The sequence below is a fragment of the Pseudomonas sivasensis genome (assembly GCF_052938085.1).
The window spans coordinates 5,645,839-5,667,161 of record NZ_CP176442.1; the positions used below are offsets into that span (position 1 = coordinate 5,645,839).

The following is a 21,323-nucleotide window of genomic DNA, read 5'->3' on the forward strand; positions in this document are numbered from 1 at the left end:
GATCATTCACGGCTGGGCACTCCAGCCGCCGACCGGGGCGGCAAAACGATAGACCACCGGGCGTTTTTCACCATCGGCGCGAGGGCCGAAGTTGTTGTCGATACCCAGCCACGCGCCTTCAGCATCAACCACAAGGGCTTCGGCAAGACCATAGGGCTGGGCATAACGCCGCTCGGGCACCAGGGTTTCGTCGGCAAACGACCAGCACAGCTCGACCTTGGCGGTGACCGCATCGCGCCGGCAAATCTGGAACGCGTTGCGCTCCAGCGTAAACAGCTTGCCGTTGAACAGGGAGAGATCAGCGAAATCCTTGGACACGGGCTTGGCGTCGGTGAATTTAGCCGGTTGTACCTCCTGGCCGGCCTCACTTAACAACACGCAAGGGCCCTCACAACTCCACAGGCTTTGCCCACGCTTGATGGAAATTAAGCCACGCCGCTCACGCTCGGCCGCCAGCCAGATTTGATTGCCTTCAGGGTTCACCGCCAAGCCTTCAAACAGCGCATTGAAGTGCAGCAACATGCCACTGGCCCGGGCCTCACGCACCATGCTTGGGGCAATTTTCAGCCATTCAGGTGCGCCGGTGGCAGGCACTTGCAGCACTGCCGCATGGGCTTCACTGACGATGTAGCGATTACCGGCAACATCGCAGCTGATCCCTTCAAAGTCCAGGTCGCCACCGCGAATAAACGAAGCAGCCGTGGTGCGCGAACGCAGCCCCCAAGGCAGACCGGACTCTGGCACGGGCGGGACTTCGATTTTCACTGTTTCTGCCTGCCAGGTCGGCGCGCTGATATCCAGACGGTAGATCTGATCGTCGTCACGGTCGGAAACCGTCCACAATTCCTTGCCGCACACAGCCAGACCCGACAGATTGCCGCCGCGCATGCCATCCACCGGGTGCTCGGACACGAGTTTGAGCTCTGCCACGGGCGCAGCAACCACCGGGGTGGCCGCCAGCCCGCTCATCATCAGGATCGCCAGGGCGACGCCTGTGCGCATCAGCCCACCACCTCGGCCAGGTTGCCTTTGGATTCCAGCCAGGACTTGCGGTCCGGCGCGCGTTTCTTCGCCAGCAGCATGTCCATCATTTCCGAGGTGGCGGCGTAGTCTTCCAGGGTCAACTGCACCAGGCGCCGGGTGTTGGGGTCCATGGTGGTTTCACGCAATTGTGGCGGGTTCATTTCACCCAGACCTTTGAATCGCGTGACCTGCGGCTTGCCACGTTTCTTCTCGGCCACCAGGCGGTCGAGGATGCCATCGCGCTCCGCTTCATCCAGGGCATAGAAAATCTCCTTGCCCAGGTCGATGCGATACAGCGGCGGCATGGCGACGTAGACGTGACCGGCATCCACCAACGGGCGGAAGTGCTGCACGAACAGGGCACAGAGCAACGTGGCGATGTGCAGCCCGTCGGAGTCGGCGTCGGCGAGGATGCAGATCTTGCCGTAACGCAGTTGGGCGATATCCGCAGAACCTGGGTCGACACCAATGGCCACGGCGATGTTGTGCACTTCCTGGCTGGCCAGGACTTCGCTGCCGTCGACTTCCCAAGTGTTAAGAATCTTGCCGCGTAACGGCAGGATCGCCTGGAATTCCTTGTCCCGCGCTTGTTTGGCGGAACCGCCGGCGGAGTCACCCTCCACCAGGAACAGTTCGGAGCGCATCGGGTCCTGCCCCGCGCAATCGGCCAGTTTGCCTGGCAGTGCCGGGCCTTGGGTGATGCGCTTGCGTTCAACCTTCTTACTGGCTTTGAGGCGACGGCCGGCGTTATTGATCGCCAGTTCAGCCAAGGCCAAGCCCAGCTCAGGATGCTCGTTGAGCCACAGGCTGAAGGCGTCCTTAACCACACCAGAGACAAACGCCGCCGCCTCGCGGGACGACAGACGCTCTTTGGTCTGGCCGGAGAACTGCGGTTCCTGCATTTTCATCGACAGCACGAACGCAATGCGCTCCCACACGTCTTCCGGCGCCAGCTTCACGCCGCGCGGCAGCAGGCTGCGGTATTCGCAGAATTCGCGCATGGCATCGAGCAGGCCCTGGCGCAAACCATTGACGTGGGTGCCGCCCTGAGCCGTGGGAATCAGGTTGACGTAGCTTTCCTGCACGCTGTCGCCGCCCTCGGGCAACCACAGCAGCGCCCAGTCGACGGCTTCTTTATTGCCGGCCAGACTGCCGCAAAACGGCTCGTTGGGCAGGCGCTCGAAGTCGCTGACGGAATCTTCCAGATAAGAGCGCAGGCCGTCTTCGTAATGCCACTCGACCTTCTCACCGGTGCCTTTGTCTTCAAAGGTCACCAGCAGGCCCGGGCACAACACGGCCTTGGCCTTGAGTACGTGTTTGAGGCGGCTGATGGAGAATTTCGGCGAATCGAAGTATTTCGGGTCCGGCGCGAAGTACACGCTGGTACCGGTATTGCGCTTGCCCACAGTGCCGATCACTTCGAGGTCGGTGGCTTTGTAGCCATCGGCGAAGGTCATCTGGTACTCGTTGCCGTCGCGCTTGACCTTGACCCGCACCAGCGTCGACAGGGCGTTGACCACGGAAATACCCACACCGTGCAAGCCACCGGAAAACTGGTAGTTCTTGTTGGAGAACTTACCGCCGGCGTGCAGCTTGGTGAGGATCAGCTCGACGCCTGACACGCCCTCTTCCGGGTGAATGTCCACGGGCATGCCGCGACCATCGTCGGACACTTCGAGGGAGTGGTCAGCGTGGAGAATGACGTGCACCGACTTCGCGTGCCCGGCCAAGGCTTCGTCAACGCTGTTGTCGATGACTTCCTGGGCGAGGTGATTCGGCCGGCTGGTGTCGGTGTACATGCCGGGGCGTTTGCGCACCGGGTCGAGGCCCGAGAGGACTTCGATGGCGTCGGCGTTATAAGAGCTAGCGCTGGGAGTGGCCATGGGGTCTCGTCGTGAGTCGTTCGATTAAAAAGTAACCTGCGGTTTTCAAGGCAATTACAGTGCCGAAAAATCGAAGGATTGATACTGATCTGCGCCAATGCCGGCAAAGCTCAACAGCGCCGGCAATTGCTGGGCGAACCCTTGGTAACCATGGTCGCCACCGGCCTGGATGCGCAAGGCGCAGGCCCGGTAATACTGTTGGGCGAGGCGATAATCCAGGGTTTCATCCCCGGTCTGCAACCACACCTGATAACGCGCAGCATCCTGGGGTGCCGGCACTTCCAACTCGGCGAGTGCCGTGACGTGGTCGTGGGTCAGTTCCCAGGTTTCATCGGTGTAGAGGTTCTTCTGGGTGCCCAGGTAGCCGTCGAACATCCGATGGGGGCTCACCGCCGGGTTGACCAGCAGCGCCTTGAGGCCATGGCGCTCGGCAAGATGGGTTGCATAGTAGCCGCCGAGTGAGCTGCCGACCAGCAGTGGCCGCCCCAGTTGGGCAATGGCTTGCTCCAACTGAGGAATTGCCTGACGGGGGTGGTGATGCAGCGCCGGCACGCGCAGTTGGTCGGCCAGGCCGAGGCTGTTCATCACGGTGATGAGCTGGCTGGCCTTGTTGGACGCCGGCGCACTGTTGAAACCGTGGATATACAGGATCGAAGCAGACATACCGGGCTCTCCGTGCTTGCGCCAAAAGCGCGCAGTTTACAGGTAAATCTCAGTAGCCGTTGCTACCGTAATCCACCGTAAACGCGAACCCGACCAAGCGCTCTACCCCGGTCTCCAGCCGCCCGTTGGCATGCAAACGCAACCAACGATACCCCGGCGCCTGCTCACTGACCTTGAAGTCCTCGCTGCCCGGCGCGAACTGGATGCACGTAGACGGCGACGCTAGCAAGCGCACGCCATTACGTTCGCGGTCGATTTCCTGATGCACATGCCCCCAGAGCACTGCCCTGACTTGGGGAAAGCGGTCCAGCACGGCAAACAACGCTTCGGGATTGCGCAGGCCGATGGGGTCCATCCACGCACAGCCGAAAGACACTGGGTGATGGTGAAAGCACACCAGATGATGACGGCCGGGGGCTTCACTCAGGGCTTGGGCCAGCAATTGCAGTTGCGAGTCCTGAAGGTAGCCTGGCACCGAGCCCGGTACGGCAGAGTCCAGCAATGTGATGCGCCAGTTGCCCACATCCACCACCGGTTCAAGCAGGTCGCTGTGCGCAGCGGCGTGCGCCATGATTTGCGGCTCGTCGTGGTTACCGGGAATCCAGCGGGCAGGGGCGCCGATGGATGCGGTCATGTCGCGAAATTGCTGGTACGACTCCAGCGTGCCGTCCTGGGACAAGTCCCCGGTAGCCACTATCAGGTCGATTTGCGGCTGTTGCTGGCACACCAACTCAATTACACGCCGCAGGCTCTCACGGGTATTCATACCCAGCAGCGTGCCGTCGGCCTCGGCAAACAGGTGGCTGTCGGACAGTTGCACCAGCAACGCCGGCGCATCGGGGTTCACGGTGGATACGCTCGGCAAGGCGCTCTCCCAAGGCAATCACAGGAATAGACAATTGGGGCGATTATGCTGGGGCAGAACGCAAAGAGGAAACCCAAGGAAGCAGACGCAGTTCACATCTACCGCACGACCTCAAACTCATGACCCAGAGCCAGGCAATGGCTCAACCACTCGCCGAGGAACACATTGAGCTGTGCTTTCTCATCGGGCTGGTGCATGAACACATTTGGGTAAGGATAGATGCTGCGGAAGCGTCGTGCATGTTCGGCGCTGATCACTTCGGCCATGCGGGCGTCGTGGTAAACCTGCACTTCCAGTTGCGGCACCGGCAGCCAAGGCAGGCTGTGCTCCTGACGAACGCGCAGGGTGGTGGTGTACGGACAGTTGACGATAACTTCCAGGGCCAGTACGCCGAGCATTTGGTCGCCATGGGTTACGCCGATACGCCGTGCCTCGGGGGCGTGGCGCATATCGGGCAACAGGCGCATCAGCCGCGCATAGTTGGCTTCGCAGGCGGCTTGCAGCCCGATCAAGTCGACTCGATAACGTTCCCGTACCTTTACTGCCATAACCCCCTCACTTCCGCGCGATTAAGCGCAAGCCATTGCAGGGCGATAATGCTGGCTGCGTTGGAAATCTTGCCGTCGCGCACCGCTTGCAGGGCATCTTCGAAGGCCCAGACGGTGACGCGGATATCTTCTGCCTCTTCTTCCAATCCATGGACACCACCTGCACCGGCGCTCTCGCAACGGCCCAGGTACAAATGCACAAACTCGGTACTGCCACCGGGCGACGGGAAATACTTGGTAATCGGCCACAGTGCGGAGAACGTCAGCCCAGCTTCCTCCTCGGCTTCGCGGTGTGCAACCTCCTCCGGCTCTTCATCCTTGTCGATCAGGCCCGCGACCATTTCCACCAGCCAAGGGTTGTTGCTGCGGCCCATGGCGCCTACACGGAACTGCTCGATCAACACCACTTCATCGCGCTGCGGGTCGTACGGCAAGACACACACCGCGTCGTGACGGACGAAGACTTCGCGGTTGATCACCCGGCTCATGCCGCCATCGAATTTTTCGTGGCGCAGTTGCACGCGATCAAGCTGGTAGAAGCCCTTGTAGGCATTGTCGCGCTGAACAATTTCGATTGTGCTCGGCGTCGATTTTGCTGTGTCCGTCATATCCCTTCCTCGTTATGCCTGAGCAATTCGCGCCATCCTAACGCGCTCCCGCCCTCGGATGCAGCCCCTTTCCGGTTGCCGGGATAGACGGCGGGCGTCAAACTCACTCTAATCAGCTTAGTGGCGAACTGACTGCCTTGCTGGTAGTCGAAGCTGCACAATTTCGCTCTTATCGATAGACGAAGGACACCCATGTCGCTTTTAAAAATCGCCTCCGTGGCCTGCATCGCCTTGACCCTCGGCGCCTGCCAAAGCTTGTTCCAACCCAACTGGCGTACCCCGCTGGAAGCCACCCGCGACACCACTGAACAAACCCGGCCGGGCTGCGCCAGCGCCGATTGCGCGCTGGTGAATATCGACACCGTGCACTTCGCCAAGGAACCCAAGCTGGACGCGCTGATCGAACAGCGCCTACTGGAAATGACCGGCGCCAACCCGCTGCCGACCAGCCTTGAGACCTATCGCGAGCAATTCCTGAAAACCGCGGCCCCAAGCAACAGCATGTATTTGCAGGCCAAGGTACGGGAGCAGCATGACGGCTTGGTGATCATCGAACTGTCCAGCTATCTGGACCAGGGCGCCACCCATGGCGAGCCGGGCCGCGCATTCATCAACTATTCGCGCCAGCAGCAAAAGGCCCTCTCGCTCACCGACATGCTACTGCCGGGTAAAGAGGACGCCTTCTGGAAAGCCGCCCAAGTGGCACACAACAGTTGGTTGATCAGCACCCGCCTGAGCCTGGAGCCGGAGTTTGTGAAAACCTACCCCTTCCAGAAAACCCCGAACGTTGCGCTGACCTATGGTGGCGTGGTCCTCAAGTACCCCACCACCACCATCGCGCCGTATGCCTTGGGCCATGTCGAGTTGCAGATTCCCTACTCGCGGCTGGACGGCATTCTCAAGCCTGAGCTGGTACCCGCACGCCGCTGAAGGCCCGACCCAGGATGAACTGCAGCAGCCCTGCCAGCACCAGCGCCGGCAGGGTTGCGCCGACATCCGGGTACAGATTGGCCAACAGATGGTAAGTGGCAATGCCACCTAACCAGGCCAACAGCGCCGGCCAACGCAGGCCGGCAACCACACCCTGACCACGACGGCGCAGGATGAAATGATCCACCAGCACCACGCCGAACAACGGCGCAAACACTGAGCCGATCAATAGCAGGAAGTTCTGGTACTGGGCCAACGGCGCGAAACAGGCGATCAAGGTGCAGATGACACCGATGGCCAACGCCAGATGCTCGACTTTCAAGCGCAACAGAACCCCGCTGGACACCGCCGCCGAGTGAATATCGGCAAAAGCATTTTCCGACTCGTCCAACAAGATCAGCAGCAGCGGAATCCCCAGGCCGGCGCCAGCCAAAGCCAGGAGCAGCGCGTTCACTTCACCGCTCGGCGCAAATGCCAGGGTGTAGGCCACGCCCAGGCTCATCAGCCAGAAATTACCGATAAAGAAGCCCACCGCGGTGCCGCCGAACACGCTTTTAGCGCGCTTACCAAAACGCGAGTAATCGGCAATCAGCGGTAACCAGGACAGCGGCATGGCGATGGCAATATCGAAGCCCACGGCGAACGGCATCGAACCATCACCGACCTGAGCCCATAGCGCGGCCAAATCAGCCTTGGCGAACAAGTTCCAGGTGAGCCACAGACAGGCGGCGAGCAGCAGCCAGATGCCCCATTTGCGCAGGATCTGACGCACAAAGGTCAATGGACCGCTGACTGCCAGCAGCGTCGCCAAGCCGCCGAAAAACAGCGTCCACAGCAACGGGCTGGCCAGCAGGCTGCCCTCGCTGAATGCTCGCGTACCCAACAGGCTGGCCGCATCGCGCATCACAATGATTTCGAATGAACCCCAGCCGATCAACTGCAGCAAGTTGAGCAACGCGGGCAGGCTCGCGCCTTTGGCACCGAGGCTGAGCTTGAGCGCCGCCATGGCGGACAGGCCGGTGTCGCTGCCGATCACGCCGACGGCGGCCAGCAACAACACGCCGACCAGAGTGCCGAGGAAGATTGCCAGCAATGAACCCGACAGGCCCAGCCCCGGCGCAAGCAAAGCGCCGGTTTGCAGGACCATCAGGCCAATGCCGAGGGAGAACCATAGGGAGAACAGGTCGCGGGCGCCGAAGACACGTTTGTCTTGGGGGACTGCGATGTCCGGTGAGTAGGTGCTCGGTTGAATGTTCAAGGGTGTTATCTCTGAGGGGCATGTGTTGTTTGAAAGATTGCTATCGGGGGCAAGCCCCCTCCCACATGTTGAATGGCGAACACGTTCAAGTGTGGGAGGAGGCCCGCCCCCGATGAGGCCCTTAAAAGCACCTGCAACCTCGGATCAGACCTTCTTATAAAGCTGACTACCTTCCTGCTTGAACCGCTCTGCCTGCTCCGCCAAGCCCTTGGCCACGTCCACATCCACCGCTTCAATGCGCTGGTTGGCCGCGTATTCACGCACTTCCTGGGTGATTTTCATCGAGCAGAATTTCGGCCCGCACATCGAGCAGAAATGCGCGACCTTGGCCGAGTCCTTCGGCAGGGTTTCATCGTGATAGGAGCGCGCGGTATCAGGGTCAAGGCCGAGGTTGAACTGGTCTTCCCAGCGGAATTCGAAGCGCGCCTTGCTCAAGGCGTTATCGCGGATCTGCGCGCCCGGGTGGCCTTTGGCAAGGTCGGCGGCATGGGCGGCGATCTTGTAGGTGATGATCCCGGTCTTCACGTCATCCTTGTTCGGCAGGCCCAGGTGTTCCTTGGGCGTGACGTAGCACAGCATGGCGCAACCGAACCAACCGATCATCGCCGCACCGATACCGGAGGTGATGTGGTCGTAACCCGGCGCGATGTCGGTGGTCAGTGGGCCGAGGGTGTAGAACGGCGCCTCGTCGCAGCACTCCAGCTGCTTGTCCATGTTCTCTTTGATCAACTGCATCGGTACGTGGCCGGGGCCTTCGATCATGGTTTGCACGTCGTGCTTCCAGGCGGTTTTGGTCAGTTCACCCAGGGTTTCCAGCTCGCCGAACTGCGCGGCGTCGTTGGCGTCGGCAATCGAGCCGGGGCGCAGGCCGTCGCCGAGGGAGAAGCTGACGTCGTAGGCCTTCATGATTTCGCAGATTTCGTCGAAATGCGTATAGGTGAAGTTCTCTTTGTGGTGCGCCAGGCACCACTTGGCCATGATCGAACCGCCACGGGACACGATGCCGGTGACGCGCTTGGCAGTCAGCGGCACGTAGCGCAGCAGCACGCCGGCGTGGATGGTGAAGTAGTCGACGCCCTGCTCGGCCTGTTCGATCAAGGTGTCGCGGAACAGCTCCCAAGTCAGGTCTTCGGCGGCGCCGCCGACTTTTTCCAGGGCCTGGTAGATCGGCACGGTACCGATTGGCACTGGCGAGTTACGGATGATCCACTCGCGGGTTTCGTGGATGTGCTTGCCGGTGGACAGGTCCATCACGGTGTCCGAGCCCCAGCGAATGCCCCAGGTGAGTTTCGCCACTTCTTCTTCGATGGACGAACCCAAGGCGCTGTTGCCGATGTTGCCGTTGATCTTCACCAGGAAGTTACGGCCGATGATCATCGGCTCCAACTCGGTGTGGTTGATGTTGGCCGGGATAATTGCGCGGCCACGGGCGATTTCTTCGCGCACAAACTCGGGGGTGATGATTTTCGGCACGCTGGCACCGAAGCTGTGGCCGGCGTGTTGCTGGTCCAACAGACCACTGGCGCGGGCTTCTTCGAGCTTCATGTTTTCGCGGATGGCGACGTATTCCATCTCGGCGGTGATGATGCCTTTGCGCGCGTAGTGCATCTGGGTGACGTTGGCGCCGGCCTTGGCGCGGCGCGGATTTTTCACATGGGCAAAGCGCAGTGCGGTCAGTTCGGCATCGCTCAGGCGCTGCTGGCCGAAATGCGAGCTGAGGCCGGACAGGCGCTCGGTGTCGCCGCGCACTTCGATCCACGGCGAGCGCACATCGCCCAGGCCTTTACGCACGTCGATGATTACATTGGGGTCGGTGTACGGGCCGGAGGTGTCATAGACCACCACGGGTGCGTTGATTTCACCGCCAAAGTCGGTAGGGGTCACGTCCAGGCTGATCTCACGCATCGGCACACGAATGTCCGGGCGAGTGCCTTGCACGTAGATTTTTTGCGAGCGGGTAAACGGCTGCACAGAGCCGGAGTCGACCTTGGCCGATTCACTTAAATGCACAGTGTTTTTTAGTTTTGTAGTCATCACGGGCTCCAACTTATCCAGGCGGTGGATTTTTGTCGGAGCGAACCTGTGACGGATGGACGCACTGAAACCAGTGCTGTGCTTGGCGCACGAGGACTGTTCGATTGTCGAACAGCATCCCGGACGAAGCACAAGAGGACTCGCCGGGTGACGAGAAATCTTGTTCCCTACGCAGGCGTTAACCTGATCAGGTTCAACGGGATCCGGTATTTACCGATCTCAGCCTTCCAACAAGGCACCCCGACAAGAACGCGGCCAGTCTAGACCATGGCGTGGGCAAATTGCCAACAGTGGAGCATTCAGCGTGATGAATGGCGCAATTACAGGATTGTTGTGCCGGGGTCGCGCCACTACACTCGGATGCCGCCTCAAGGCTTGACGCCAGAAATGACCAGCCGTAGCCTTGGGCGCTAAATTATCGCCGTAATATTCACACTAGGGATCGCCTCATGCTGCGCAAACTTTCACTGGCTGTTGCCGTGTCTTGTGCGACCAACGGAATGGTCTGGGCAGCTGAAGCGCCCTTGTCTGCCAGAACCGATCTGGTCAGCGTCTATCAGGAAGCGGTGGATAACAACGCCGACCTGGCCGCCGCCCGTGCCCAATACGGTGCGCAAAAAGAAGTGGTACCCCAGGCCCGCGCCGGGTTGCTGCCGAATCTGTCGGCTGGTGCCGATATCAACAATGTGCGCACCCAGATCGACACGCCCTCGGCCACCGCCAACCGTGACGCCCATTCCTGGCGCGCGACCTTGAGCCAGCCACTGTTCCGCGCCGACCGCTGGTTCCAGTTGCAAGCCGCCGAAGCCGTCAACGAGCAGGCCGCATTGCAACTGTCGGCCACCGAACAGAACCTGATTCTGCAGAGCGCCGAAAGTTACTTCGCCGTGCTGCGCGCCCAGGACAACCTGGCCTCCACCAAGGCCGAAGAAAATGCATTCAAGCGCCAACTGGACCAGTCCAACGAGCGCTTCGATGTGGGCTTGTCGGACAAGACCGACGTGCTGCAATCCCAGGCCAGCTACGACACCGCTCGCGCCAACCGGATCCTGGCTCAGCGCCAGGTGGAAGACGCCTTTGAAGCGCTGATTACGCTGACCAACCGCCAATACAACTCGATCCAAGGCATCGTGCACACGTTGCCGGTGTTGCCGCCGCTGCCGAACGACGCCAAGGCGTGGGTCGAAACCGCTGGCCGCCAAAACCTGAATCTGTTGGCCAGCAACTACGCCGTCACCGCCGCTGAAGAAACCCTCAAACAGCGCAAGGCCGGTCATGCGCCGACTCTGGACGCAGTGGCGCAATACGAAAAAGGCGACAACGACGCGCTCGGTTTCAGCAACCCGAATGCTTTCGGCACACCGTATCGCGGCGACGTCGAGCAGCGCACCATCGGCCTGCGCCTGAGTATCCCGCTGTACAGCGGCGGCCTGACCAGCTCGCAAGTGCGTGAGTCCTACTCACGCCTGGGCCAGACCGAGCAGCAGCGCGAGGGCCTGCGCCGCCAGGTGGTGGAAAATACGCGCAACCTGCACCGCGCGGTGAACACCGATGTGGAACAGGTGCAAGCGCGCCGCCAGTCGATCATCTCTAACCAGAGCGCGGTGGAAGCCACGGAAATCGGTTACCAGGTGGGTACGCGCAATATCGTCGACGTGCTGGATTCACAGCGCCAGCTCTACTCGTCGGTGCGCAACTACAACAACAGCCGCTACGACTACATCCTCGACAACCTGCGCTTGAAGCAGGCGGCGGGCACCTTGAACCCAGGGGATTTGCAAGACCTGGCACGCTACCTCAAGGCGGACTACAACCCGGACAAGGACTTCCTGCCGCCGGACCTCGCCAAGGCCGCTGCCGAACAACTCAAGGCCCGCCCGGGATACTGAGCACACGACAAAACAACTGTGGGAGGGGGCTTGCTCCCGATAGCAATCTTTCAGGTCAGTCGTTTTGACTGACACTCTGCTATCAGAAGCAAGCGCCCTCCCACCTTTGGATCGGCGCTGGGTCAGCGAGCGATCAATCGGCCCAAACCATCCAGCAACCGCTTCAGCGCGCCCTGATTAGCCTGCATCACTTTGAGCCCCGCCTGCGCCATTTTGCGCGCATCCTGCGGCAGTTCGAACAGCTGTCGCACGGCTTCGGCCAACCCTTCAGCGTCATCCACCTCACGCAACGCACCCGCTTCGCGCATCATCGCGGTGATTTCGAGGAAGTTGAACACATGGGGCCCCATGATCACCGGCTTGGCCAGTGCCGCCGGCTCCAGAGGATTGTGCCCACCGGTCGCCACCAGGCTGCCGCCGACGAAGGCGCTGTCGGCGAGGGCGTAGAGAAACAGCAACTCGCCCATGGTATCGCCGAGCAGCACTGAGGTTTGTGCGCTTACGGGCTCGCCTGTAGAACGGCGCACCGTGGCAAATCCTTGCTGCTTGCACAGCTCGAACATCGGGCCGAAGCGTTCCTGATGACGCGGGACCAGAATCAGTAACGCGTTGGGATAGTGGCTGAGCAACTGACGATGAGCGGCCAACACCACTTCATCTTCACCTTCGTGAGTACTGGCGGCGATCCACACGGGACGCTCGCTGGCGCCCCATTGCTCGCGCAAGGCGGCGGCACGCTCAAGTAGCTGCGGGTCGATGGTCAGGTCGAACTTGATAGAGCCGGTCACTTCCACAGTCTCCGGCCGCGCGCCCAGGCTCAAGAAACGTTGGGCCTCGGTGTGCGTCTGCACAGCAAACAAGCTCATTTCAGCCAGCATCGGCGCCGTCAGCTTGGCGAAACGCCCATAGCCCTTGGCAGAGCGCGCCGACAGCCGCGCATTGGCCAGCGCCACCGGAATTCCGCGCTGGGCGCAGGCGTGGATATGGTTGGGCCACAGTTCGGTTTCCATGATTACCGCGAGCTTGGGCTGCACGCGATCGAGAAAACGCTTGGCGGCGCACGGCAAGTCATAGGGCAAATAGCAGTGCTGGATACGCGGCTCGTTGGCGAACAACGCCTGGATCCGCTCGGAACCGGTGGGCGTCATGCAAGTGACGGTGATCGGCAGCTGTGGATAACGCTCCAGCAGCCCACGGATCATCGGCGCAGCGGCAATGCTTTCGCCCACTGACACGGCATGCACCCAGATTCCGCCAGGCTGCATCACCGGCAAGCCATAGGAAAACCGCTCGCCCACGCGCCTGGCGTAGGCCGGTGCCTTGCGCGCGCGCAGCCACAGACGTAAAGCCACCAACGGCAGCGCCAGGTAAAACAGACAGCTGTAGAGAGTTCTATTCATGGCGGCGGAGTTTATCCACTTTTTCAATCAATCGCCCGCAGGCACTCGGCAAAACGTTCGGCAAGGAAACGCGCAGCAGGCCCAAGGTGCTCGTCGCGACGCCATACCAGCTCCACCACCAGGGCCGGCGGCGTCCATTCGCTGTCCAGCTCCACCATTTGTTGCTGATAGGTCGGGTATTGCACGATATGCCGCGGCAACCAGGCCCAGCCCAGCCCACTCATCAGCCATTCGGCCAATACGTAGAAACTGTCGGCGCGCCACACCAGCGGACTGGCAGCTTCGCTGCCGGGGTAGACACTGGTCTGAGTCGACATCAACAGCTGCCGGTACTGGGCCAAGCGCTGGCACGTCACGTACCCGTCCTTGGCCAGCGGATGGTTCACGCCGCAGACGGTGACCATTTCCACACTGCCCACCACGCGCCGCTCAAGGGCCTCGGGAATCTGGTCGTGATAGAACAACAGGCCCAGGTCTGCCTTGCGCTCCACCAATTTGCGCGCCACGTCGCCTTGGGCGGCACTGGACAGTTGCACTTCCAGCAACGGGTATTGCACCGCCAGCGCCTCAAGGCTATCGAGCACCGGCTGGAACAACATCGCCTCGTCCTGAGCCAATCGCAGGCAGGCTTCTTCACCACGGGTCAATGACAGCGCGCGGCCATTGAGCCGCTCACATTGGCGCAACACTTCGCGCGCTTCCTCCAGCAACACACTACCGGCTTCAGTCAGGCGCGGCTGGCGCCCGCTGCTACGCTCAAACAGGCTCACCCCCAAGTCCGCTTCCAGCAATGCAATCCCATTGCTTACCGCCGATTGCGCCTTGCGCTGCCCACGCGCCACCGCTGAAAACGAACGCTGCTCGGCGACGTCGACAAATAGACGCATCTGTTCAAGATTCCACTGCATGGCCAACCCATCTTCAAATCGGATAGGTAATGACTTTACCCCATCTGGTAAAGCCCTAAAATGCCGACCTTATCAAGTGCGCTGTACACCGAGGATTGACGCCATGAACCCTGCCTACTACTACCTGGCTATCGCCATTTGCTCGGAAGTGATCGCTACCGTCTCGATGAAAGCCATCAAGGGTTGGAGCACGCCGATCCCGTTGTTGCTGGTAGTCGTCGGCTACGGCGTGGCCTTCTGGATGCTGACGCTGGTGGTGCGCACGGTGCCGGTGGGTGTGGCCTACGCCGTGTGGGCCGGGATGGGTATCGTGATGGTCAGTATCGCGGCGCTGTTTATCTATGGGCAGAAGCTGGATGTCCCGGCGATGCTGGGGATGGGGCTGATTGTGCTGGGCGTGGTGGTCATCCAGTTGTTCTCGAAAACCGCCGGGCACTGACCGCTACTCAACAGCCTGTATACTGCGCCTCTTGTCTTGAACACTGAGGTCGCCCATGCCATCCGTTATTTCCACCGACGTTCTGATTGTCGGCGCCGGGGTTGCCGGCCTCTGGCTGAATGCGCGGCTGCGCCGCCAGGGGTTTTCCACGGTGGTGGTGGAGAGCGCCACCTTGGGTGGCGGGCAAAGCGTGAAGTCCCAGGGGATTATTCACGGCGGTGCGAAATACGCCCTTCATGGCGCCCTTACCGGCGCCTCCGAAGCGATTGCCGACATGCCGCGCCGCTGGCGTGAAGCCTTGGCGGGCAACGGCGAACTGGACCTGTCGGGCGTGCGTTTGCTGTCCGAAGCCCATTACCTGTGGTCCCCCGGCACCCTCGCCGGCAACCTCACCAGTTTTTTTGCCAGCAAGGCCGTGCGTGGCCGTGTCGATCAGGTCAAGGGCGACGACCTGCCACCGGCACTGCAAGACCGCCGCTTCAAGGGCAAGGTGTATCGCCTGGCCGAGTTGGTGGTTGATGTACCAAGCCTGATCGAACGCCTCGCGCAGCTTGCCGGTGACGGCTTGCTTGCTGGTCAACATATCGAACCGCTGCTGGACGCCAACACGCTGGTGGGCTTGAAGGTGGATGGCCGTGAAATCCGCGCCCAGCGCATTGTCTTGAGCGCTGGCGGCGGCACCGCTGAACTGCTGAGCACCCTTGGCCTGAACAATCCGGCCATGCAAAAACGTCCACTGCATATGATCATCGCCAAAGGCCCAGGCCTGAAACCGCTGTACGCTCACTGTCTGGGCGGCGGCACCAAGCCACGTATCACCGTGACCACCCACCCGGCTGCCGATGGCAACTGGGTGTGGTACATGGGCGGTGATATTGCCGAGGCCGACGGCGTTGCACGTACGCCCGAGGAACAAATCGCCACCGCCCAGAAAGAACTCGCGCAATTGCTGCCTTGGATCGACATGAGCCAAACCCGCTGGGCCACTCTGCGCGTCGACCGCGCCGAACCGCTGCAATCAGGCCTCAGCCGTCCCGACAACGCCTTTGTCGCCGACGAAGGTCGCCTGCTGGTGGGCTGGCCGACCAAACTGGCCTTGGCGCCTGACTTCGCCGATCGCGTAATTAACAGCCTCGAACGTGACGGCATCCGCCCAAGCGCAGCTGAACCGCTGCCGGACCTGCCAAAACCCGCCCTCGGCGTTCCAGCTTGGGAGCAACTGTTGCCATGAGCCTGCCAACTTTGCACGACCTGCATCGCCCTTTGGGCAGCACCGGCATTCTGGTATCGCCGCTGGGCCTGGGCACCGTCAAGCTGGGCCGCGACCAGGGTGTTAAATACCCCAACGGTTTCCAGATTCCGGATGACGACGAAGCGCGAATGCTACTGCGCCAAGCTCGTCAGCTTGGCATCAACCTGATCGACACCGCGCCGGCTTATGGGCGCAGCGAAGAACGCCTGGGGCCGCTGTTACGCGACCAACGTAAGGATTGGGTGATCGTCAGCAAGGTAGGCGAAGAGTTCGAAAATGGTGTCTCCCAGCACGATTTCAGTGCCGTCCACACTCGGCTGTCCATTGAGCGCAGCTTGAAACGACTTGAAACGGATTTTATCGACCTGGTGCTGGTGCATTCCGATGGTAACGACCTGCACATCCTCAACGAGTGCGAGGTCTACCAGACCCTCGCAGAGCTGAAAAAAGAGGGCAAGATTCGCGGTTTCGGCTTCTCCGGCAAAACCGTCGAAGGCGGCGTGAAGGCTCTGGAACAAGGTGATTGCGCGATGGTTACCTACAATTTGAACGAACAGGCGGAAAAAGCCGTCATTGATTATGCAGCGGCCCATGGCAAGGGCATCCTGGTCAAAAAGGCACTGGCCAGCGGCCACGTTTGCCTGGAGCCCGGAATGGATCCAATACATGCCAGTTTCATGCTGTTGTTTGCGCAAACCGGCGTCGCCAGTGCTATTGTCGGGACCATTAATCCGCTGCACCTGGCCCATAACGTGGCGACCGCTGCCAAGGTCATTCGTCAACTCTGATGCCGCCCACGCGGCCGACCCCGTCGCAAAAAGGAGCCGACATGCCGCGAACGCTCATAAGAAAAAACCCCAGCAACTTTAAAACACTGCCGCTGCACGTCGAAGCCACCCCTGAAGGCCTGAGCTATCAGAGCGTGGGCATGCCGCTCAACTTCGCCCAGACCCTGCAACGGCGCAAGCCGGTGGAGGTGGCAGACTCGGAACGTTTCGTGCTGGAACTGGCCAACCTCGGCGTGTCGGTACGCTTGACCCTGCACTGGCAAAACCGCGATTACTGGGTGCTGGTGCGCCAGCGTCGCCAGGACCGTGGTGATGTGGTGCTCAAGCTGATCTCCGGCTACGTCCCGGCCCACGAGCTGAATCTGCCACTGCACACCGCCATCCAGGAAATTGCTGAAGAGTGCCTGCTGGAAACACCCGAAGGCTGGCTCGGCGGGCGCTTCAATGACACCTGGCTGCCGGCGCCCTACTCCGCGGCGCTGCATTACCGCGAAGCGCTGCCGTTTCGCCTGAGCCCGCTATCCGGTGCGGCCCGCCCGGTGCGTTGCGCCACCACCCAGTTGATCGAACGACCACGGGCCTATGTGCATTTGCCCACGGCATCGCTGCAATTGATCTACGACCTTCGCCTGGAAGTGCCGAAGGAAGCCAAGTCGCTGAGCCTGTTCCATGTCGATGAGCGCCTGGAAGGCGACCAGTTGGTCGCGCGCCTGGACCGCAAGCGTCCGGACTTGTACCTGATGCCGCTAAAAGACGGCCAGCCCCTTCCCGAGTTGTACACCGTGAAGAAAGACCAACTGTACCCGGCCAGTACGCGGGGTTTGTACCTGGCGGAAAGCTTCGCCCAGCAGGAAGGCTGGCTGGTGCGGGAAGAGCGCATTCGCTGGAAGGATTGGCTGAGACAGCAAGGTCTGGCGGAGCCGGAGAAGGAGTCGAAGTTGAAAGGATTGGCGCGGCGCGTGTTGCGCAAGATCGTGCCGAAGAAAAAGGCCAAGGGCTAAACTGCAATCTAAATGTGGGAGAGGGCTTGCCACTCCCACATTGAATTGATGGTTAGCCGTTAAGCAGTCGTTCCAGGCCGACTTTCAGCGGGGTAGGTTCCGGCAACGTGAAACTCGCCAACAACCGCTGGTTGTTCGCCCGTGAATGCCGAATATCCCCCGACCGCGCCGGCCCGTAAGTCACGGATGGCAAGGAGCCCACCGCTTCTTCCAGCGCCTGCAGCACTTGCTTGAGCGTAGTGGTACGGTTCCAGCCCACGTTGATCGCCCCCAAAGGAGCCTGCGGCGCTTCGATCGCCTGCACCAACACGTCAACCAGGTCTTCCACGTACATGAAGTCGCGGGTTTGCTCGCCATCGCCAAACACGGCAATCGGCAAACCCTGCTGTGCACGTTCGCTGAAGATACTGATCACGCCGGAGTATGGCGACGACGGGTCCTGGCGCGGCCCGAAGATATTGAAAAAGCGGAAAATCACCGGCTCCAGACCATGCTGGCGGCGATAGAAATCAAAGTAGTGCTCGCCGGCCAGCTTATCGGACGCATAGGGCGTCAACGGCGCCTTGGTAGTCTCTTCGTCAATCGAAGCACCTTCGCCGTTGTTGCCATACACCGCTGCGCTGGATGCAAAGACCACGCGCTTGACGCCTGCCTTGCGCATGGCTTCGCAGACATTCAGGGTACCGACGAAATTGCTCTGGTGCGTGCTGACTGGATCATCCACCGAGGCCTGCACGGACGCGACCGCCGCCAGGTGCACCACCGCCGTTGCGCCAACAGCGGCACGCGCAACCAGCCCGGCATCGGCGACATCACCTTCGAGCAGCTCGACAAGCGGGTTGTGCAACGGCAGGTTGCTGCGTTTGCCTGTGGACAAGTTGTCCAGCACACGCACCGCGTAGCCCTTAGCTAGCAAGGCATCCACGAGGTGCGAGCCAATAAAGCCCGCGCCACCGGTGATCAGAACCAACGGATCAGCCTTACTCATTATTGCGGATCTTCTCGACAATCGCCGTGGTCGAGCTGTTCTCAACCAGACCCAACACTTTGACCTTGCCGCCGTAGGCGCTGACGATATCTGCACCGACCACCTGGTCGACGGAATAGTCGCCGCCCTTGACCAGGACGTCCGGCTTGACCTGAGCCAGCAGATTTTCCGGGGTCGCTTCAGGGAAACTGATCACCCAGTCCACTGCACCCAACCCAGCCAGCACGGCCATGCGCCGGTCGACGCTGTTGATTGGACGGCCAGGGCCTTTCAGGCGGCTGACCGAAGCGTCGTCGTTGACCGCAACGATCAGGCGATCGCCTTGGGCGCGCGCCTGCTCCAGGTAAGTCACGTGGCCGGCGTGCAGGATGTCGAAGCAGCCGTTGGTGAACACAATGCTTTCGTTATGCGCGCGAGCGTCGTCAATCGCCAGCAGCAATTGCTCGATGGTCAGCACACCGCGCTCCGAGCCTTCGGAGCGTTGGATGGCGCGGCGCAGCTCAGGTGCGCTGATGGCAGCGGTACCCAGTTTGCCGACCACGATGCCCGCCGCCAGATTGGCCAGGGCCACGGCGTGAGGCAGCTCTTCGCCGGCCGCGATGGAAGCGGCCAGGGTAGAAATCACGGTGTCTCCGGCGCCGGTGACGTCGAACACTTCACGGGCCCGCGCCGGCAGGTGCATCGGCGGGTGGCCTGGACGCAGCAGGGTCATGCCGTGCTCGCCACGGGTTACCAGCAAGGCACCGAGGTCGAGATCGGCCATGAGTGCCGCGCCTTTGGTCACCAGTTCGTGCTCATCGGCACAACCGCCGACGATGGCTTCGAACTCGCTGAGGTTCGGCGTGATCAGGCTGGCGCCCCGATAAATCGAGAAGTCCTTGCCCTTGGGATCGGCCAACACCGGGATGCCCTTGGCCTTGGCGGCCTGGATCAGCACTTGGTGATTCTTCAATGCGCCTTTGCCGTAGTCGGACAGCACCAGCACCTTGATGCCTTCGAGCAACTCGTCGACCTGCCCACTGAGGGCCAAGGCGTCGGTGGCGAAGGGTTCTTCGAAATCGATACGCAGCAACTGCTGGTGACGGCTCATGACCCGCAGCTTGACGATGGTAGGCTGGTGGGCAATGCGCTGGAACAGCGCACGCACGCCAGCACCGCGCAGGCTGTTGGCCAGGCTGTCGGCGGCTTCGTCGTCGCCGGTCACACCCACCAGGGAGGCCGGGGCGCCGAGGGCGGCAATATTGAGGGCAACGTTGGCAGCGCCACCCGGACGGTCTTCGATTTGCTCGACCTTGACTACCGGTACCGGCGCCTCAGGGGAAATCCGTGAGGTACCGCCATGCCAGTAACGGTCGAGCATGACATCGCCGACCACCAAGACAGGGGCTTGATCGAATCGCGGCATGGACAACTTCATGGAGCAACCCACATACAAAATGAACAGGGGCGCGATATTAGCACAGGGTGAGCGCTGCCTAGTTCGAGAGCTTTATCCGCAATGCGCCATGCGCCAAAACTGGTTATTTTTTAAACAAAACCGCCAGGATCTGCTCAACGGCATCGGCCAGCTCGACCTCATCGGTGTTGATCTCACAGTCAGCCGCGCTCGGCGCTTCATAGGGGCTGTCCAAACCGGTGAACGCTTTGATACGCCCATCCAACGCCGCTCGGTACAAGCCCTTGGGGTCACGCCGAGCACACACGTCGAACGGCGTGCTGATGTAAACCTCAAAGAATTGCCCCGGCCCGAACAGCGCCCTGGCGGTTGCCCGATCAACGCTGAACGGCGAGATCGCTGACACAATCACAATCAATCCCGCATCGACCATCAACCGCGCTACTTCGCCAATGCGCCGGATATTTTCCTTGCGCGCCGCATCGCTCATGCCCAAGTCATTGCACAACCCCGTGCGCAAATTATCGCCATCGAGCACAAAGGTGTGCCGGCCCTGCTCGTTGAGTTGCACCTCAAGGGCATTGGCCAGGGTCGACTTGCCGGAACCGGACAACCCCGTCAACCACAGGCAGCACGGCTGTTGATGCTTGAGCGCGGCCCGTGCCGCCGCCGACAACGACAGGGCAAAGGGACGAATGGCAGCGGACCCACTGGCAAGCGACTGGTTATTCATAACCCAACACCTCGTAATCACGCTGATAGGCGCGCCTGACCAAACGGCGCGTACGCACCGAGCAGAACGCCCTGACCGGCTCGCTGCGCCGCCCCAGTGAAACATTCAGATGTGGCAGAGATGAAGTCACGCCGAGGCGCTCGCACAGGTGCTGGAAATCTTGTTCCAGCGATTCCTGACGGCCGAGAAAATCCATAGCCATCCCGCCCAGGTGATCAACCAGAAAGTCGGTCTGGGGCGCGAAATGCAGTTGGCGGCGCAGGTTGTCCGGGTGCAGCCAGCCGGCCACAAATTGGTCGAAGTCACGGTAGCTGCTGACCAGTGCCTGGGCTTGCACGTCGCGGGCACCCATGTGGTTGCCGCGCAAGTAGGTGTAGGCCGAGTAAGCCCGCTCCAGCGGGTCACGCACAAAGGCAAACTTGAAACTGCGCTCGCAGTGTTCGGGAAACTGCTGCTGATACCAGTAATAAGGCAGATGCCCCGGCCAGCGGCCATCAAGAAGCGCCGAGCACACGCTGCTGCCGGCGCATTTTGGCACATGGATAAACACGCATTTGTGTCGCTCGAACGCGGGATTAAGGGTGGTCACCCCAGACAGGGATTTGTTCACGGCCTGACGGTCAACCACCGACAAACGCCCCAGCAGAAACACCCTCTGGTGCTTGGGAAGCATTTTCCAGAACAGACGTTGCAACATTCCATTACCCACGCAAGAAG

20 protein-coding genes and 1 riboswitch are annotated in these 21,323 nt (G+C 61.0%); of the genes, 6 read left to right on the forward strand and 14 right to left on the reverse strand.

Features of this window, described 5'->3' with window-relative positions:
* Nucleotides 1–6 precede the first annotated feature (6 nt).
* From ACKZ62_RS26075 to ACKZ62_RS26100, 6 genes are all read right to left on the reverse strand, one after another.
* Nucleotides 7–1,002 carry an esterase-like activity of phytase family protein gene (locus tag ACKZ62_RS26075; protein ID WP_095186075.1) on the reverse strand — a complete coding sequence of 332 codons (996 nt, stop codon included), beginning with the start codon at nt 1,000–1,002 and terminating at the stop codon, nt 7–9.
* A complete protein-coding gene (parE, locus tag ACKZ62_RS26080) occupies nt 1,002–2,906 on the reverse strand; it encodes a DNA topoisomerase IV subunit B (protein WP_032890449.1) in 1,905 nt (634 codons plus the stop codon). Before parE ends, ACKZ62_RS26075 begins: the two co-directional genes overlap by 1 nt.
* Before the next feature lie 54 nt (nt 2,907–2,960).
* On the reverse strand, nt 2,961–3,569 hold the full coding sequence (locus tag ACKZ62_RS26085) for a YqiA/YcfP family alpha/beta fold hydrolase (protein ID WP_032890447.1): 609 nt from the start codon (nt 3,567–3,569) through the stop codon (nt 2,961–2,963).
* Between the two features lie 49 nt (nt 3,570–3,618).
* Nucleotides 3,619–4,434 (reverse strand): 3',5'-cyclic-AMP phosphodiesterase, encoded by an 816-nt coding sequence (gene cpdA, locus ACKZ62_RS26090; protein WP_447096029.1) that lies wholly within the window; start codon nt 4,432–4,434, stop codon nt 3,619–3,621.
* Between the two features lie 98 nt (nt 4,435–4,532).
* Nucleotides 4,533–4,982: a DUF1249 domain-containing protein gene (locus ACKZ62_RS26095; RefSeq protein ID WP_122753867.1), complete on the reverse strand. Its 450-nt coding sequence runs from the start codon at nt 4,980–4,982 to the stop codon at nt 4,533–4,535.
* The gene (locus ACKZ62_RS26100; protein WP_032890443.1) at nt 4,973–5,590 is read right to left on the reverse strand and encodes an NUDIX domain-containing protein; all 618 of its coding nucleotides are present in this window, start codon (nt 5,588–5,590) and stop codon (nt 4,973–4,975) included. The genes ACKZ62_RS26095 and ACKZ62_RS26100 overlap by 10 nt, the downstream gene beginning before the upstream one ends.
* 192 nt (nt 5,591–5,782) lie before the next feature.
* Here ACKZ62_RS26100 and ACKZ62_RS26105 point away from each other — a divergent pair, with 192 nt between their 5' ends.
* Nucleotides 5,783–6,520, forward strand: coding sequence for an RsiV family protein (locus tag ACKZ62_RS26105; RefSeq protein WP_032890438.1), 738 nt, complete (start codon nt 5,783–5,785; stop codon nt 6,518–6,520).
* On the opposite strand, the gene cytX is transcribed toward ACKZ62_RS26105, so the two are convergent.
* Entirely contained in the window at nt 6,489–7,778 is a 1,290-nt protein-coding gene (gene cytX / locus ACKZ62_RS26110) for a putative hydroxymethylpyrimidine transporter CytX (protein ID WP_095186076.1), read from the reverse strand. The two genes, ACKZ62_RS26105 and cytX, sit on opposite strands and share 32 nt — an antisense overlap.
* A gap of 144 nt (nt 7,779–7,922) precedes the next feature.
* The gene (thiC, locus tag ACKZ62_RS26115) at nt 7,923–9,812 is read right to left on the reverse strand and encodes a phosphomethylpyrimidine synthase ThiC (RefSeq protein WP_095186077.1); all 1,890 of its coding nucleotides are present in this window, start codon (nt 9,810–9,812) and stop codon (nt 7,923–7,925) included.
* Nucleotides 9,813–9,959: 147 nt separating this feature from the next.
* A riboswitch (TPP riboswitch) is annotated at nt 9,960–10,065 on the reverse strand.
* A gap of 196 nt (nt 10,066–10,261) precedes the next feature.
* On the opposite strand from thiC, the gene ACKZ62_RS26120 reads away from it, so the two are divergent.
* Nucleotides 10,262–11,701 (forward strand): TolC family outer membrane protein, encoded by a 1,440-nt coding sequence (locus ACKZ62_RS26120; RefSeq protein WP_095186078.1) that lies wholly within the window; start codon nt 10,262–10,264, stop codon nt 11,699–11,701.
* A gap of 122 nt (nt 11,702–11,823) precedes the next feature.
* On the opposite strand, the gene waaA is transcribed toward ACKZ62_RS26120, so the two are convergent.
* Entirely contained in the window at nt 11,824–13,101 is a 1,278-nt protein-coding gene (gene waaA, locus ACKZ62_RS26125; RefSeq protein ID WP_122753866.1) for a lipid IV(A) 3-deoxy-D-manno-octulosonic acid transferase, read from the reverse strand.
* A gap of 23 nt (nt 13,102–13,124) precedes the next feature.
* Nucleotides 13,125–14,015 carry a LysR family transcriptional regulator gene (locus ACKZ62_RS26130; RefSeq protein ID WP_032890428.1) on the reverse strand — a complete coding sequence of 297 codons (891 nt, stop codon included), beginning with the start codon at nt 14,013–14,015 and terminating at the stop codon, nt 13,125–13,127.
* 97 nt (nt 14,016–14,112) lie between these two features.
* Here ACKZ62_RS26130 and ACKZ62_RS26135 point away from each other — a divergent pair, with 97 nt between their 5' ends.
* From ACKZ62_RS26135 to ACKZ62_RS26150, 4 genes are read left to right on the forward strand one after another with little or no spacing between them, the layout of a single operon-like run.
* The gene (locus tag ACKZ62_RS26135) at nt 14,113–14,448 is read left to right on the forward strand and encodes a DMT family transporter (protein WP_032890426.1); all 336 of its coding nucleotides are present in this window, start codon (nt 14,113–14,115) and stop codon (nt 14,446–14,448) included.
* Between the two features lie 55 nt (nt 14,449–14,503).
* The gene (locus ACKZ62_RS26140) at nt 14,504–15,679 is read left to right on the forward strand and encodes an NAD(P)/FAD-dependent oxidoreductase (RefSeq protein WP_032890424.1); all 1,176 of its coding nucleotides are present in this window, start codon (nt 14,504–14,506) and stop codon (nt 15,677–15,679) included.
* Complete coding sequence (locus ACKZ62_RS26145; protein ID WP_447096030.1) at nt 15,676–16,488, forward strand: aldo/keto reductase; 813 nt, start codon at nt 15,676–15,678, stop codon at nt 16,486–16,488. Before ACKZ62_RS26140 ends, ACKZ62_RS26145 begins: the two co-directional genes overlap by 4 nt.
* A gap of 41 nt (nt 16,489–16,529) precedes the next feature.
* The gene (locus ACKZ62_RS26150) at nt 16,530–17,489 is read left to right on the forward strand and encodes a hypothetical protein (protein ID WP_032890421.1); all 960 of its coding nucleotides are present in this window, start codon (nt 16,530–16,532) and stop codon (nt 17,487–17,489) included.
* A gap of 52 nt (nt 17,490–17,541) precedes the next feature.
* Here the strand turns inward: ACKZ62_RS26150 and ACKZ62_RS26155 are convergent, their stop codons facing one another.
* The 4 genes from ACKZ62_RS26155 to ACKZ62_RS26170 all read right to left on the reverse strand — a co-directional run bounded on the left by ACKZ62_RS26155 (nt 17,542) and on the right by ACKZ62_RS26170 (nt 21,303).
* Nucleotides 17,542–18,477 (reverse strand): UDP-N-acetylglucosamine epimerase PgnE, encoded by a 936-nt coding sequence (locus ACKZ62_RS26155; RefSeq protein ID WP_095186081.1) that lies wholly within the window; start codon nt 18,475–18,477, stop codon nt 17,542–17,544.
* Nucleotides 18,470–19,894: a bifunctional D-glycero-beta-D-manno-heptose-7-phosphate kinase/D-glycero-beta-D-manno-heptose 1-phosphate adenylyltransferase HldE gene (gene hldE, locus ACKZ62_RS26160; RefSeq protein ID WP_032890418.1), complete on the reverse strand. Its 1,425-nt coding sequence runs from the start codon at nt 19,892–19,894 to the stop codon at nt 18,470–18,472. The genes ACKZ62_RS26155 and hldE overlap by 8 nt, the downstream gene beginning before the upstream one ends.
* Nucleotides 19,895–19,997: 103 nt before the next feature.
* Entirely contained in the window at nt 19,998–20,606 is a 609-nt protein-coding gene (gene cysC, locus ACKZ62_RS26165; RefSeq protein WP_095186082.1) for an adenylyl-sulfate kinase, read from the reverse strand.
* Nucleotides 20,599–21,303, reverse strand: coding sequence for a sulfotransferase family 2 domain-containing protein (locus ACKZ62_RS26170; RefSeq protein ID WP_095186169.1), 705 nt, complete (start codon nt 21,301–21,303; stop codon nt 20,599–20,601). The genes cysC and ACKZ62_RS26170 overlap by 8 nt, the downstream gene beginning before the upstream one ends.
* Nucleotides 21,304–21,323: the final 20 nt, after the last annotated feature.